Source organism: Dactylosporangium salmoneum (assembly GCF_039532525.1).
In the GTDB taxonomy this organism is placed as follows: Bacteria; Actinomycetota; Actinomycetes; order Mycobacteriales; family Micromonosporaceae; genus Dactylosporangium; species Dactylosporangium salmoneum.
The window spans coordinates 93,429-107,091 of record NZ_BAAARV010000053.1 but is presented as its reverse complement, the minus strand read 5'-3'; the positions used below and the strand labels follow the sequence as shown (position 1 = coordinate 107,091).

15 protein-coding genes and 2 tRNA genes are annotated in these 13,663 nt (G+C 74.2%); 5 read left to right on the top strand and 12 right to left on the bottom strand.

All coding sequences use genetic code 11. The annotated features are described in order from the left end of the window. Positions 1-28 precede the first annotated feature (28 nt). The 3 genes from ABD352_RS28950 to ABD352_RS28940 are packed head-to-tail and all read left to right on the top strand — an operon-like array spanning position 29 to position 2,551. Positions 29-925: an ABC transporter ATP-binding protein gene (locus ABD352_RS28950; protein ID WP_344615667.1), complete on the top strand. Its 897-nt coding sequence runs from the start codon at positions 29-31 to the stop codon at positions 923-925. Position 926: 1 nt separating this feature from the next. Beyond that, positions 927-1,667: an ABC transporter permease gene (locus ABD352_RS28945; RefSeq protein ID WP_344615666.1), complete on the top strand. Its 741-nt coding sequence runs from the start codon at positions 927-929 to the stop codon at positions 1,665-1,667. A gap of 53 nt (positions 1,668-1,720) precedes the next feature. Further along, complete coding sequence (locus tag ABD352_RS28940; protein WP_344615665.1) at positions 1,721-2,551, top strand: phosphoribosylaminoimidazolesuccinocarboxamide synthase; 831 nt, start codon at positions 1,721-1,723, stop codon at positions 2,549-2,551. Positions 2,552-2,604: 53 nt separating this feature from the next. On the opposite strand, the gene ABD352_RS28935 is transcribed toward ABD352_RS28940, so the two are convergent. Further along, positions 2,605-3,531, bottom strand: a complete 927-nt coding sequence (locus ABD352_RS28935) for a proteasome assembly chaperone family protein (protein WP_344615664.1) — start codon at positions 3,529-3,531, stop codon at positions 2,605-2,607. A 22-nt stretch (positions 3,532-3,553) separates the two neighbouring features. Beyond that, positions 3,554-4,201 carry a TetR/AcrR family transcriptional regulator gene (locus ABD352_RS28930; RefSeq protein WP_344615663.1) on the bottom strand — a complete coding sequence of 216 codons (648 nt, stop codon included), beginning with the start codon at positions 4,199-4,201 and terminating at the stop codon, positions 3,554-3,556. An 83-nt stretch (positions 4,202-4,284) separates the two neighbouring features. Between ABD352_RS28930 and ABD352_RS28925 the strand changes: the two genes are divergently transcribed. Continuing rightward, complete coding sequence (locus ABD352_RS28925; protein ID WP_344615662.1) at positions 4,285-5,205, top strand: SDR family oxidoreductase; 921 nt, start codon at positions 4,285-4,287, stop codon at positions 5,203-5,205. Positions 5,206-5,357: 152 nt separating this feature from the next. Beyond that, positions 5,358-6,086 carry a TetR/AcrR family transcriptional regulator C-terminal domain-containing protein gene (locus ABD352_RS28920; RefSeq protein WP_344615661.1) on the top strand — a complete coding sequence of 243 codons (729 nt, stop codon included), beginning with the start codon at positions 5,358-5,360 and terminating at the stop codon, positions 6,084-6,086. Here the strand turns inward: ABD352_RS28920 and ABD352_RS28915 are convergent. From ABD352_RS28915 to ABD352_RS28870, 10 genes are all read right to left on the bottom strand, one after another. Next, positions 6,072-6,716 (bottom strand): response regulator, encoded by a 645-nt coding sequence (locus ABD352_RS28915; protein ID WP_344615660.1) that lies wholly within the window; start codon positions 6,714-6,716, stop codon positions 6,072-6,074. The genes ABD352_RS28920 and ABD352_RS28915 overlap by 15 nt on opposite strands. Before the next feature lie 103 nt (positions 6,717-6,819). Beyond that, positions 6,820-7,974, bottom strand: a complete 1,155-nt coding sequence (locus ABD352_RS28910) for a sensor histidine kinase (RefSeq protein ID WP_344615659.1) — start codon at positions 7,972-7,974, stop codon at positions 6,820-6,822. 205 nt (positions 7,975-8,179) lie between these two features. Next, positions 8,180-8,860 carry a YqeB family protein gene (locus ABD352_RS28905; RefSeq protein ID WP_344615658.1) on the bottom strand — a complete coding sequence of 227 codons (681 nt, stop codon included), beginning with the start codon at positions 8,858-8,860 and terminating at the stop codon, positions 8,180-8,182. 50 nt (positions 8,861-8,910) lie between these two features. After that, on the bottom strand, positions 8,911-10,203 hold the full coding sequence (locus tag ABD352_RS28900; protein WP_344615657.1) for a vWA domain-containing protein: 1,293 nt from the start codon (positions 10,201-10,203) through the stop codon (positions 8,911-8,913). Beyond that, complete coding sequence (locus ABD352_RS28895; protein ID WP_344615656.1) at positions 10,200-11,375, bottom strand: AAA family ATPase; 1,176 nt, start codon at positions 11,373-11,375, stop codon at positions 10,200-10,202. The genes ABD352_RS28900 and ABD352_RS28895 overlap by 4 nt, the downstream gene beginning before the upstream one ends. 41 nt (positions 11,376-11,416) lie before the next feature. Next, positions 11,417-12,541: a leucine-rich repeat domain-containing protein gene (locus ABD352_RS28890; RefSeq protein WP_344615655.1), complete on the bottom strand. Its 1,125-nt coding sequence runs from the start codon at positions 12,539-12,541 to the stop codon at positions 11,417-11,419. A gap of 18 nt (positions 12,542-12,559) precedes the next feature. Continuing rightward, positions 12,560-12,636: transfer RNA gene (locus ABD352_RS28885), tRNA-Met, on the bottom strand. A 23-nt stretch (positions 12,637-12,659) separates the two neighbouring features. Further along, a tRNA-Val gene (locus ABD352_RS28880) sits at positions 12,660-12,733 on the bottom strand. Then, the gene (locus ABD352_RS28875) at positions 12,724-13,131 is read right to left on the bottom strand and encodes a VOC family protein (RefSeq protein WP_344615654.1); all 408 of its coding nucleotides are present in this window, start codon (positions 13,129-13,131) and stop codon (positions 12,724-12,726) included. The genes ABD352_RS28880 and ABD352_RS28875 overlap by 10 nt, the downstream gene beginning before the upstream one ends. Positions 13,132-13,204: 73 nt before the next feature. Then, positions 13,205-13,654, bottom strand: coding sequence for a carboxypeptidase-like regulatory domain-containing protein (locus ABD352_RS28870; protein WP_344615653.1), 450 nt, complete (start codon positions 13,652-13,654; stop codon positions 13,205-13,207). Positions 13,655-13,663: the final 9 nt, after the last annotated feature.

Below are 13,663 nucleotides of genomic sequence, written 5' to 3'. Positions count from 1 at the left end.
GCCCGGCGGAACCGGGAGAGTCCTCGGCATGACGGTCATCGACGTTCAGCGGTTGCAGAAGTCCTACGGCGACCACGCCGCCGTGCGGGACGTGTCCTTCTCGGTTGAGCGTGGCGAGATCTTCGGCATCATCGGGCGCAACGGCGCCGGCAAGACGACCACGGTCGAGTGCATCGAAGGCCTGCGCCGCCCCGACGGCGGCGAGGTGCGGGTGCTCGGCCTCGACCCGGCCGACCCGGCGGTGCGCCAGCGCCTCGGCGTCCAGCTGCAGGAGTCCCAGCTGCCGGATCGCCTGCGGGTGCGCGAGGCGATGGAGCTGTTCGCCTCCTTCTACGACCGGCCGGCCCCCGTCGACCCGCTGCTGGCCCGGCTCGGGCTGGCCGAGCACGCGGAGCAGCAGTACAAGCGGCTCTCCGGCGGCCAGAAGCAGCGCCTGTCGATCGCGCTGTCGCTGGTCGGCTCGCCGGAGGTGGCAGTGCTCGACGAGCTCACCACCGGCCTGGACCCGCAGGCCCGCCGGGAGACCTGGCGGCTCATCGAGGACATCCGCGACCACGGCGTCACCGTCCTGCTCGTCACGCACTTCATGGACGAGGCCGAGCAGCTGTGCGACCGGATCGCGGTCATCGACCAGGGCCGCACCGTCGCGATCGACACCCCCTCGGGTCTCGTCCGCAGTGTCTCGTCGGGCGTGACCGTGACCTTCCGGCCCTCGGCCTTCCTGGCCCCCGACGCCCTGGCCGCCGTGCCGGGCGTCGACTCGATCAGCTCGGACGACTACGCCTGGACCGTGACCGGCCGCGGCAATCTCGCCCACGAGGTGTCCTCGGCGCTCGCCGCCCGGTCGGTCGTCCCGCTCTCGCTCAACATCGTCCAGGCCGACCTGGAGTCGGCCTTCATCGCCCTCACCGACAAGGAGTCCTGAGATGCGTACCCTGACCCGGCTGACCGCCGTCGAGACCAGGCTGATGCTGCGCGACGCGGGCGGCCCGATGTTCACCGTCCTGCTCCCGGTCGCCCTGCTGGTCGCCTTCGGCCTGCCCGGCAGCGTGCACAAGGCCGACCCGGCCCTGGGCGGCCACCGTGGCATCGACACCTACATCCCCTCGATGTCCGTCATGGTGTCGATGGCGATGGTGGCGTTCTTCATGCTGCCGGTCGTCCTGGCCGGCTACCGCGAGCGGGGCATCCTGCGCCGCTTCGCCACCACCCCGGTCAAGCCCGCGGCCCTGCTCGGCGCCCAGCTCGTCATGAACGCCGGCGTGGTGCTCTTCTCGGTCCTGCTCACGCTGGTCATCGGCGTCGCCGCGCTGGGCATGCACCTGCCCGACCTGCCGCTGGTCGTCCCGACGCTCCTGCTGGGCGTGCTCGGCCTCTTCCCGATCGGCCTGCTGGTCGCGGCGGTCGCCCGCACCACCAAGGCGGCCTCCGGCTACGCCCTGGCGATGTGGTTCCCGTCGGCGTTCTTCGCCGGGCTGTACGTCCCGGTGGAGTACATGCCGAAGGTGCTGCGCCGCATCGGGGACTTCACCCCGCTCGGCGCCTTCCGCCAGGCCATCCAGGCGGCCTGGGTCGGCGATGTCCCGCACCCGCTGCACCTGGCGGTGCTCGGGGCCAGCTTCCTGCTCGCCGGTGGCCTGGCGGTGCGCTACTTCCGCGCCGCCTAGGCGGTGGAGTCGTGACGCAGCTCACCCCGTGCCCGCCAGATAGGCTGAGCGGCGTGGAACTTCTGCACTCGGGCAAGGTCCGTGACGTGTACGCCGACGGCGACGACCTGATCCTCGTCGCCTCGGACCGGATCTCCGTCTACGACGTCGTGCTGCCGACGCCGATCCCGGACAAGGGCGCGGTGCTGACCCGGCTCTCGCTGTGGTGGTTCGAGCAGCTGGCCGACATCGTGCCCAGCCACGTCATCTCGGCGACCGACGTGCCCGCGGAGTTCGCCGGGCGGGCCATCCGCTGCCGGCGGCTGGAGATGCTGCCGGTCGAGTGCATCGCGCGCGGGTACCTGGCGGGGCTCGGGCTCTCGGAGTACAACTCCCGCGGCGAAGTCTCCGGAGTGCCCCTGCCGGCCGGGCTCGTGGAGGGCTCGCGCCTGCCGGAGCCGGTCTTCACCCCGACGACCAAGGCCCCGGTCGGCGTGCACGACGAGTTCATCACGCTCGACGAGGTACGCGACGAGATCGGCAAGGACCTCGCGGACGAGCTGCGCGACCTCACCCTGCGGGTGTACTCGCGCGGCGCCGCCGTCGCCGCCGAGCGCGGCATCGTGGTGGCCGACACGAAGCTGGAGTTCGGCCGCACGCCGGACGGCGCCGTGCTGCTGGCCGACGAGGTCCTCACCCCGGACTCGTCGCGCTTCTGGCCGCTGGACCAGTGGGAGCCGGGCCGGACGCAGTTCTCGTTCGACAAGCAGCTCGTGCGCGACTGGTCGCTGACGAGCGGCTGGGACAAGACCGCGCCGGGCCCGGAGGTCCCGCCGGACGTGGTCGCCCTGACCCGCGCCCGGTACGTCGAGGTCTACGAGCGCCTGACCGGGACGACCTGGTAGCCGGGCCCTCGCCGACGTTTCAGCCGCCACTCGGCGGCTGAAACCCTGGCGTTTCAGCCGCCGAGTGGCGGCTCGTCGCCCCGCGTGTGCTCGGCCAGGAACCGCTCCAGCTCGGCCCCGATCTCGTCCGCCGTGGGCAGGGGCGCCGGCGAGTCGGCCAGCAGGTTGTTGTTGCCCGCGCGACCGCGGGTGAAGGCGTCGTACTGCTCCTCCAGCGCCCGCACCAGCGAGGCCGCCTCGTCGGACTGCGCGATCTGCACGTCGATCTCGGCCCGGACGCCCTCGGCCGCCGTGTGCAGCTCCTCCATCGGCACCCGCAGCCCGGTGGCGTCGGCGAGGCAGGCGAGCAGCTTCTCCGCCGCCGCCGGGAACTCGGCCTGCGCCACATAGTGCGGCACGTGTACGGCGAACCCGAACGCGTCGCGATCCTGCTGCCCGATGCGGTACTCCAGCAGGTTCCCCACGCTCCCGGGCACCTGGACCCGCTGCAGCCAGGGCTCGTACCCGGCGATGAGGTCCCGGCTCGTGCCGTGCGCGGTGACGCCGGTCGGTCGGGTGTGCGGCACGGCCATCGGGATCGCGGTCAGCCCGACCGTGGCCCGCACGTCGAAGCGCTCGATCAGCTCGAGCACCGCGGCGGAGAACCGCTCCCACTGCAGGTCCGGCTCCGGCCCGTCGAGCAGCAGGAACTCGGTGCCGCTGGCGTCGCGCAGCACGCGCAGCAGCAGCTGGGGCCGCTCGTAGTGCTCCCAGTGGTCCTCGACGAAGAGCATCGCCGGCCGGCGGCTGCGGTAGTCGTAGAGCTGGTCGAGGTCGAACGACGCGATCGTGCGTGCGGAGCCCACGGTCAGCAGGTGCTCCCGGGCGAGGCGGGCGGCGTTGCCGGCGTCGACGAAGCCCGTCAGCGCGTGCACGAGCACCGGCCGGTCGAGCGCCGGCACGTCGTCAATGAGCTCGTAGAGTTCGCTGGGGTTCAGCACAGCAACGAGTTCCTTCCTCTGTTTAGTCCTGCAACTCGTCTGTACGCCCGATCATTCCACCCGATTCGCGCCAGGGATTGGTGAGGATGGCATAGACGAGCTCGTCCACGGCCGGGGTGAGGGAGGTCCAGGAGGGGCCGGCGCCGGTGTACGGGTCCGAGACCTGCAACATCATCTCGTGCACGCCGCCGACGAGCGCGATCGCCAGCAGCGGCGACAGCGCCGGGATGGCCGGGTCGGCCGCGCGCGCCCCCTCCACCACCTCGACCAGCGCATCGGCGAAGCGCCGCTGCATCTGCTGGCGCAGCCGGAACGCCTTCGGCCCGGCCGCCTGGATCTCGACCAGCAGCGTGCGGGTCACCGCCGGCATGCGCTCCAGCGCGCCGAGGTACGCGGTCACCCCGTTGTTGATCATCTCCTTCCACGGCCGGCCGCCCTCCCCGGCCGCGCTGCGCACCACCGCCAGCAGCTGCCCGCAGCCCTGCTCGTACAGGGCCATGAGGCACGCCTCCTTGTCGGCGAAGTGCTCGTAGAACGTGCGCTTGGACACCCGGGCGTGCATGACGATGTCGGCGATCGTCGTGGCCGCATACCCCTTCACGGCGATCGCCTCGGCCAGCCCGCCCGTCAGGTCCTGCCGCAACTCCTCGGCGGTCCTGGTGCTCGTCATGCGGTAATCCCGCCCTTTCGCGACAATGTCTCCGGGTGTTAGTTTGCCTGGTACTGCACGGTACCGCCGACGGGAGGACCCCGGTGAAGCGCAGCTTGTCCGGCCAGGTGGTGCTCGTCACCGGCGCCGCCCGAGGCATCGGTGAACACACCGCCCGCCTGGCCGCCGCCCGTGGCGCGAAGCTTGCGCTCGTCGGCCTGGAACCCGACCGGCTGCGCGCCCTCGCCGAGGAGCTCGACGCCGCCTGGTTCGCCGCCGACGTGACCGACCAGGCCAGTATGGCGGCCGCGGTCGAGGGGGTGCTCGCGAAGTACGGCCGGATCGACGCCGTCGTCGCCAACGCGGGCGTCGCCAGCCGCGGCACGATGGCCACCGGCGACGTCGAGGCCCTGGTGCGCACCGTCGAGGTCAACCTCGTCGGCGTCATGCGCACCGCCGCCGCCTGCCTGCCGCACCTCATCGCCAGCCGGGGCTACCTGCTCATCGTCGCCTCCGCCGCGTCCTTCGCCGCGTTGCCGGGCATGGCGCCGTACTGCGCCTCGAAGGCCGGCGTCGAGCACTTCGGCAACGCCGTGCGCCTGGAGGTCGCCCACCACGGCGTCGCCGTCGGCACCGCCCACCCGTCGTGGATCGACACCGACCTCGTCCGCGACGCCAAGGACGACCTGCCCGCCTTCAAGGACACCCTGCGCCGCCTGCCGCCCCCGATGGGCTCGACGACCTCGGTCGAGCGCTGCGCCGCCGCCTTCGTCGATGCGCTGGAACGCCGCCGCCGCAAGGTCTTCGTGCCGCGCAGCGTCTTCCTCATGTACTGGTTCCGCACCCTCCTCAACAGCCGCCTGGCCGAGAGGGTCGTCGAGGCGCAGGCCCGCCGCAGCGTGCCACTCATGGAGGAGCAGGTCCGCACCCTCGGCCGCGGCTTCGGCGCCAACACCGCCCCGCGCCTGCCGGGGCCGGCCGAGCCCGAGCCCCCGAGCTTCATCGCCAACCGCTATCACCGCTGAGGCTTGTCGCCGACCGCCGTCTGCGGATCGCCGACCGCCGTCTGCGGATCGCCGACCGCCGTCTGCGGATCGCCGACCGCCGTCTGCGGATCGCCGACGCCGTCTGCGGACCGCTGGCTGCGCCAGGTCGGCCGGTGCGTCAGACTACGGGGATGCCCACGGATGCGCCCCGCCCGCCGATCTGGGCGCGCCCGGAGCCGAGCGCCCGCGCGCCCCGCTTCAGCCGCGATCGCATCGCCGCCGCCGCCCTCGAGATCGCCGACGCCGAGGGCATCGAGGCCGTGTCCATGCGCAACGTGGCCGCGCGGCTTGGGGCGGGCACCATGACGCTGTACAACTACGTGGAGACCAAGGACGAGCTCTTCGCCCTCATGGACGATGCCCTGATGGCCGAGGCCGTGGTCCCCGAGGGCGAGCTGCCCGACGGCTGGCGCGAGGCGACCGCCGCCATCGCCCGGCGCACCTGGGCCGTGCTGTCGCGTCACCCGTGGGCCATCACCCTGCGACAGGGCCCGGCCATCGGCCCCAACGCCATGCTGCACTTCGAGCAGAGCCTCGCCGCCCTGGCCGGCACCGCCCTGGACACCGCCGCCAAGTACGACGTGCTGGGCATCGTCGACGCGTACGTCTTCGGCAGCGCCCTGCGCGCCGCCGAAACCCGCACCCAGCCGGACCCGGACGCGGTGCAGGCCATCGTGGAGTACGGCATGGCCCAGCTCGCCACCGGCCGCTACCCCCACACCGCCGGCCTCCTGAACGGCCACGAGCCCGGCGACCCGGAGGTGGCCGGCCCGCCGCTGACCGCCGACGCCGTGGCCGCCTACTTCGAGCGCGGCCTGCAGGCCGTCCTGGACGGAGTGGCCGGCCTAGTCGAGCCGTGACTCGTGGACCAGGATCGCCACCTGGACCCGGTTGGTGCACCCGAGCTTGGCCAGGATCCGCGACACGTACGTCTTCACGGTCGCCACGCTCATGTGTACCGCCGCGCTGATCTCCGCATTCGACCGTCCCTCGGCCACGGCCTCGGCGACATCGCGCTCCCGCGGCGTGAGCACCGCCAGCCCGCGCCGCGCCGCCTCACCTCGCCCCTCGGCCGCGACGTGCGCGATGAGCCGCCGCACGACCGACGGCGAGAGCGTCTGCTCGCCGGCGGCCACCCGCCGTACCGCATCGAGAATGGCCAGCGGCGGCGTGTCCTTGAGCAGAAACCCGTGCGCCCCGAGCCGCAGCGCCCGCAGCACGTGCTCGTCGGTGTCGAACGTCGTCAGCACCACGACCCGCGCCTCGTCGGGCCGCAGCTGCTCGAGCGCGGCCAGCCCGTCCACCCGGGGCATGCGGATGTCCATCAGCACCACGTCGGGCCGCGCCTCCCGCACGACCCGCACCGCCTGCGCCCCGTCGCCCGCCTCGCCCACCACCTCCACCCCGTCATCCCCGCCGAGCACCATCGCCAGCCCCGCCCGCACCAGCGCGTCATCGTCCACCACGACGACCCGGATCACGTCTCCCACGGCACCCCCGCCTCCGACGACTGCTGCGCCCGGCCCAGGGCGGTTCCGCCTCCGGCACGCGGCGCGGGCCGTCGGTGTCGCGCCTTGCCCGCGGCGGGGTGGGTCACGTCGCCCATGGCAGCCAGGCTTCCAGCGTGAAGTGCGGGCCCTCGCCGTCGCCGCGGCGCGGGCCGTGCCGGATGCGGCCGCCGGCCAGCGCCACCCGCTCGGCCAGGCCGACCAGGCCCGAGCGGGAGCCAGGCAACCCCGGCGGCACCGGGCCCATCGGCAGCGGGTTGCGCAGCCGCACGTACAGCTGGTCCGGCCGCTCCTCGCACCGGCCCACGAGCACCGACACCTCCTCGCCCGGCGCGTGCTTGCGCGCGTTGGTCAGCCCCTCCTGCACCAGGCGGAACGCGGTCCGGTTGACCGCCGGCGGCAGCCCCCGCGGGTCGTCGACGCGGTTGTCCAGGTGGACGGTCGCGCCGGCCCGCCGTGCCTCGCCGACCAGCTCGTCCAGGTCGGCCAGGTCCTGGCGGGGGCGCAGCTCGTCGTCTTCGCCGGTGCGCAGCACCCCCAGGATCTCGCGCAGCTCCTCCATGGCCTGCCGCGCGCTGCCGCGGATCGTCGCGCCCGCCTCGGCCACCTGCTCCCGGCTCAGGTCCCTGCGGATCTCCAGCGCCCCCGCGTGCAGGCTGATCAGCGAGATCCGGTGCGCCAGCACGTCGTGCATCTCCCGCGCGATCCGCTCCCGCTCCAGCCCGCGCAGCACCTCGGCCCGCTGCTCGGCCTCCGCCTCGGCCCGCGCCGCCCGCTCCCGCAGCGTGGCGATGACCAGCCGGCGGTTGCGTACCGCGCTGCCCCAGGCGACCAGGGCGGCCATGATGACCAGCCCCACCCCGTTGGTCCCGACGACCTGCAGGTCCGGGTCCGGGTGCACCACACTCAGCGGGATCGACACCACGAAGTGCGCCGCCGCCACCCACACCGCCGTGCGCAGCGGCCGGTGCACCGCCACGGTCAGCACCGCGATCGCCGCGGCCCCGCCGGCCACCTCGGTCACCGCCACCGGCACCAGCATGAGCAGCGCCACCGCGACCGGATACCGGCGCCGCCACCACAGCAACACGACGGCCGGCAGGGTCACGGCGAGCGAGAACAGCAGCCGCTCGTCGGACATGGACCCGTTGTCCAGCCCGCCCGCCGCCGCGGTCAGCCCCACCAGCACGGCGACGACGACGCAGCTGACGTCGACGGCCCAGTTACGCGCCCGGCTCACGCCGCCACCCCGGCGCAACCACCCGCGGCAGGGTGGTTCGCCGCGCCGAGCGGTGCCACCCCAGCGTGGCCGCCCGCGGCGGACCGTGGACGGCTGCGCGGCGCAGCGGACCAGTGGCTCGCCGCGCCGCGCGGCGCTCTCCAGCGACGCGAGCCGCAACGACACGAGAGCCGTCCGCTTCCCGCTCGCCTCGCGTCCGCGGCGGTCATGGTCTCACCAAGGGGCGCCAGTGCTGGGCCACGCCGACGTCGCGCACGGTGTACCCCAGCTTCTGCACCTCGTCGTGCAGCTCCGCCGCATCGGCGGCACTCTTGGACTCCAGGGCCTTCGCCCGGGCGGCCAGCAGCGCGTTGACCGAGGCCGGCAGGTCGGGCAGGTCCGGGACCCACCGCCGGAACAGCCCGTCGTACGGGTCGCGCGGCACCCACGGGTACCCGCGCTCCCGGAACGCCCGCTCCACCCTCGGGCTCCCGGCGTTCTCCAGCCGGTCCCGCACCACCTGCCGCGACTCCCGGTCGAGCACGACCAGCAGCCGCCCGTCCACGAACACCGCGTCGACGTCGCGCCTGGGCACGCTGCGCCGGGACTCCCCGCTCACCACCGTCAGCCCCTCGTCGCCGACGGTGACCCGCAGCGACTCGTGCAGCGCGACGAACCCGGCGGCGGCCCCGAGCAGGGCGCCGCCCGCGGCCAGGGCGACCCGCCCCCATCCGCCGTCGAGGTGCTCGACCAGCCGCAGCGGCCCGGCGAAGGGCACCCACGGCAGCCCGAGCAGCCACCGCGCCGCGACCGGCAGCAGCCACCCGACGACACCGCCGGCCAGGGGAAACCCGATCCCGATGATTCCCCGGTCCGCGCGCGACAGCCCCAGCGTCTCCTCTGCCATGTCCTCACCGTAGGCACCCCCCAATGCCGTCCGACAGTCGCCGAAAGTCGTCAGCCCGCGGGCTGCTCCGTGATGTGCACCGCCTCGATCCAGGACGGCGGCGCGGCCGGGTGGTCGCCGACCAGCCCCGCGATGACCCGGCAGCCGGTCGGCTCGTCAGGCCACGGCGTCGCGCCGTCGGTGAGCACCACGATGATGTTCGGCGGGTCGGGCACGGCCCGGGCGCGGGCGATGCCCACCCGCATGTCGGTGCCGCCGCCCCCGCCCAGCTCGACCTGCTCCGCCCTCGTCACCCGGGTCACGGCGTGCACGTCGGCGTCGCAGGCCAGCACGGTGACCCGGTTGCCGCGGATGCCCACGGTCCGCAGCACGCCGGTCACCTCGCCCAGCGCCGAGGCCAGGTCGTCGGGCCCCATGGACCCCGAGGTGTCGATGACGATCGCGACCCGCGGCAGCGGCCGGCGCAGGCTCGGCAGCACCACCCCGCGCAGCGCCCCGCCGCGGCGCCCCGGCCGCGCGTACGTGTAGTCGACCGCCCCGCTGGCCCACGCCACCGCCTGCCGCAGCGCCCCGGCCAGCACGCGCCGCCAGTCCACGACCGGCTCGGCGATCCGGTCGGCCCAAAGCATCCAGCCGCCGGGGACGGTGCCCCGCGAGCGCGCGTGGGCCCGGATCGCGTCCGCCGTCTGCCGCCGGATCGCGTCCGCCTCGATGCCCCGCACCGCCGGCGCCCCGTCCGGCCCGACCTCGCCCGGCACCGGCCCGCCGTGCGCCCCGGACCCGCACTGCAGGTGAAGCCCGGTGAAGCGGGGGATGCCCGACAGGTACTCCTCGAAGAGCCTCCCCACCGGCAGCCCGAACGTCTTCGGCTCCACCCGGTCCGGCGGCAGCGCCAGCCCGTCCGCCACCAGGTCGTCGTTGATCTCGCAGTCCTGCGCGACGTTGACCCGGAAGCGGTCGTCGTGCTCGGCGTGCGGCAGCCGGTCGGCCCGCCCGTGGTGGTCCCGCAGCAGGTGCGCCACCTCGTGGATCCAGACCCCGGCCAGCTCCTCGACGGGGTGCGCCGCGACGAAGTCCGGGTTCACGTACAGCCGCCAGTGCCGGTCCACGCCCATCGTCGAGAGATGCCAGGACGGCACGACCGACAGCGTGTAGAGCGCCGACGCCAGATACGGCCGCAGCTTCGCCGCCCGGTACCGCGCCGCGAGCAGCTTCGTGCGGTCCAGCGCCACCCCGGCCCGCTCGCGCCCGGCCACGCCCGCGCCGCCCGCGCCCGCCTCACCCGGCGGCGGCCCGCCCCCGGCCGTCAGGGCGGACGAGGCCGGCGCCTCGGGCCCGGTCACAGCGCCCCCGACAGCCGCAGGATGTCGACGAAGGCGTCGATGGACGGCGGCACCGGCCACGACCGCTCCCGCATGGCCGCGAGGTCGGCCGCCGCCCGGGCCGCCACGTCCGGCACCCCCGCGTCGACCGCCTTGGCCAGCACCGTCCACGCCGCCTCCCACCGGGCCCGGCTCCGGTCGGACTGCACGGCCGAGACGATCGCGGTGAGGAACGCCAGCTGGCGGTCGCCCCGGTCGGGCAGGGCGAACGCGTCAGGGTTGGCCAGCACCCGGTTGGGGTCGGGCAGGTCGAGCTCGTCGAGGTAGTTCACCAGCTCCAGCCCGGCGCCGTCGCCGATGGCGCCGATGAGGGCGGTCGAGAGTGCCTCCTGCGAGGCGTCGCTGGCCAGGGCGAACGTGAGCAGCCGCAGCGCCATCTCCCAGGTGCGCGGCGAGGGCCAGGCGCCGCCGCGGGCCTCCGCGTCGGCCGGGAGGTGGTGGGCCAGGCCGGGCCGGGCGGTGAGGAAGCCGGACAGGGTGCCGCGGGCGCGGGCCAGCGCGGACCCGGCCCGGCGCGGGTCGATGCGCGGGATGTCGGCGGTGGGCCAGGTGCCGGCCAGGCCGCGGGCCACCACCTCCGGGTCGTGGGTCCAGTGCAGGTGGACGAACCGGTTGGCCAGCGGCGGGCTCAGGTGCCAGCCGTCGGCGGCGCTGGCCGGCGGGTTGGCCGCGGCGACCACGCGCACCCCGGGCGGCAGGGTCAGGCTGCCGACCCGCCGCTCGAGCACGACGCGCAGCAGGGCGGCCTGCACGGCCGGGGGAGCGGAGGACAGCTCGTCGAAGAAGATCAGGCCCACACCCAGCCGGGTGAGCCGGACCGCCCAGTCCGGCGGCGCCATCGGCACGCCCTGGTTGGCCGGGTCGTCGCCGACGACCGGCAGGCCGGCGAAGTCGGAGGGCTCGTGGATGCTCGCGATGACGGTCTCCATCGGCACCTCGAGCCGGTCCGCCAGCTGTTGCAGCGCCGCGGACTTGCCGATGCCCGGCTCGCCCCACAGCAGCACCGGCAGGTTGGCCGACACGGCCAGCGCGAGCGCCTCCAGCTGCACGTTGTCGCGCCGCTCCACCCGCGTTGCCCGCGTCGCCGCGAGCAGTTCGTCCGCCGCGGCCAGCAAGGTCAGTGCCTCCGTCATGGCCCCGAGGTTAGCGACGGGGTACGACAATTCTCGAAGCGTTATCGGTACACGCTGACGATCTCGCTGGCCAGCGGGGGCTCGCCGCCGGGCAGGAGCGCGCCGAGCGCCCGCTTGACCCGCCGCGGCACGTCCGGCCCGAGGGTCAGCCGCCGCAGCGCGGTCCGCCTCGTCTCCACCGCCGCCAGCAGCCGTTTGGCCCCGCGCCCGCGCACTGCGGTGTGGCGCAGGTCGAGACGGCGCAACGAGGTGCCGGGCAGCGCGTCCGCCAGCAGCGCCGCCCCGGGGTCGCCGATCGCGTTGTCGGCGGCGCCGAGCACCCGCAGCGACAGCGGCCGCCCGAGGTCCAGCCCGTCGAGCAGGTGCAGGCGCGCGGCGAGCGGCGCGACGTCGGTCAGGCCGTTGCCGCCCAGGCCCAGGGACGTACCGTCGCGGCGCAGGTCCGACAGGACCCTCGCGACACCGTCGTCGCCGAGCCGGTTGGCCGCGAGGAACAGGCCCGTCACGCCGCACTCGCCCAGCAGGCGGCCGAGCAGCGGGGCGGCGCCGGGACCGAGCCCGTTGCCGCCAAGGAAGACGCGGGTGACCGGGCGCGACCGCGCGGCGAGGGCATCGACGAGCAGGCCCAGCCCGGCCTCGGTCAGCCCGGTGTTCACGAGGTCGAGGGTCGAGATGGAGGAGTTGTACCGCAACATCTCCGCCAGCCGCGCCACCCCCGCGTCGCCGAGCGGGTTGCGCTTGAGCCACAGCGCGGTGACGGTGGAGTCGTCGGCGAGACGCTCGAACAACGGCGCCGCGCCGCCGGCGTCGATGGCGTTGCACCCGAGGTACAACGTGCGCACCCCGTGACCGGGGGAGAGCGACGCGGCCAGGGCGGCGGTGCCGGGCGCGCCGAGGCCGTTGGTGCCGAGCAGCAGGTGCACGGCGTGCCGCGATCCGATCACGCGGTCCAGCACGCGGGTCACCCCGTCCGGCCCGAGTCCCTGTTTGCACAGGTCGAGCCGGCCGTCCGGCTGGAGCGTGCCCATCGGGAACCGCTCCGTGTCACCGACCCCGGACGGATCGTCGAGCCGCGCCAGCAGGGGCTCGAGAAGGGCGAGATCCGCCTGCGGTACCGCGGGAGCCTTCACGACCGGACAGGCGATCTCGACGCCGGGATCCTGCACGCGCCCATGGTAGCCAGCGGCGGCCCGGCCGGATTCGAACCGGCGTCCTCGCGGAGTATGGGTCCGCGCGCGACGACCTCTGCGCTACGGTCCGCCGCACGACAGCCTACTGAAAGGGCGAGGCCGGCCGGATTCGAACCGGCGTCCTCCCCGCGTGTCGGGCGGGCGCGACGACCTCTGCGCTACGACCTCGCTTCGGCGAAGCGTACCGGCCGCACCCGGGGCTGGTAGAGCTGGTGCAGCACGAAGGTGTTGCCGTCGGGGTCGGAGAAGCTCGTGACCCGGGAGAACGGCCCCTCCTCGATCGGCGAGTCGAAGATGATGCCCCGCTCGGCCAGTTCCTCGTAGGTCTTCTCGATGTCGTCGGTGTCCAGCACGATGCCGCGCAGCGACCCGGCCGGCATCGACTCGAACCAGGTCACCAGCGTGAACGAGGTCTGGCCGTGCCGCGGCGCGACCTCGACCCAGCGGCGGTCGCCGTCGTCGTTGTCGCTGACGAGCTCCCAGTCCAGCGCGTTGACGTAGAAGTCCCGGGCCCGGTCCTGGTCACTGACGGGAATGGACACGATCTGCACGTGGTCGATGGGCATCGCCGGCTCCTCGCAACGTCGCGGCACCTTTTCCGCACGGTACCGCGGCTGACCTGGGCCTCGACGCCGATCGCTACAATTGCACCCATTCTGTGCGGACCGGCACGAATGCCCCCTCGACCTCCGGCTCGCAGCGCAGCCGCACGGGCCCGGGCGTGACGCCCTCGATCCGGAAGCGTCCCTCGCCGTCGGCCGTCGTCTCGTGCGTGCCGCCCGGCGACTCCACCACCACGCGCGCGGCCGTCACCGGTGCGAGCTCGCCGACCACGTCGACGACGCCCGCCCGGGTGATCACCTGCACGTCGATGGTCAGCGAACCGCCCAGGAACGTCAGCACCCGCGGCATGCCACCACGCACGCTGATGAGCCGGTCCAGCGAGTCGCGCACCAGCTCGGCCAGCGCCGCGTCCGGGTTGCGCCACGACAGGCTCGCCCGCGCGGCAGCCAGGACGTCGGGTGGCACCGGATCGTGCCGGCCGGCGATCTCACGCAATGAGCTCAGCACCTCTTCCTCCCCGATCATCGGGTCGGC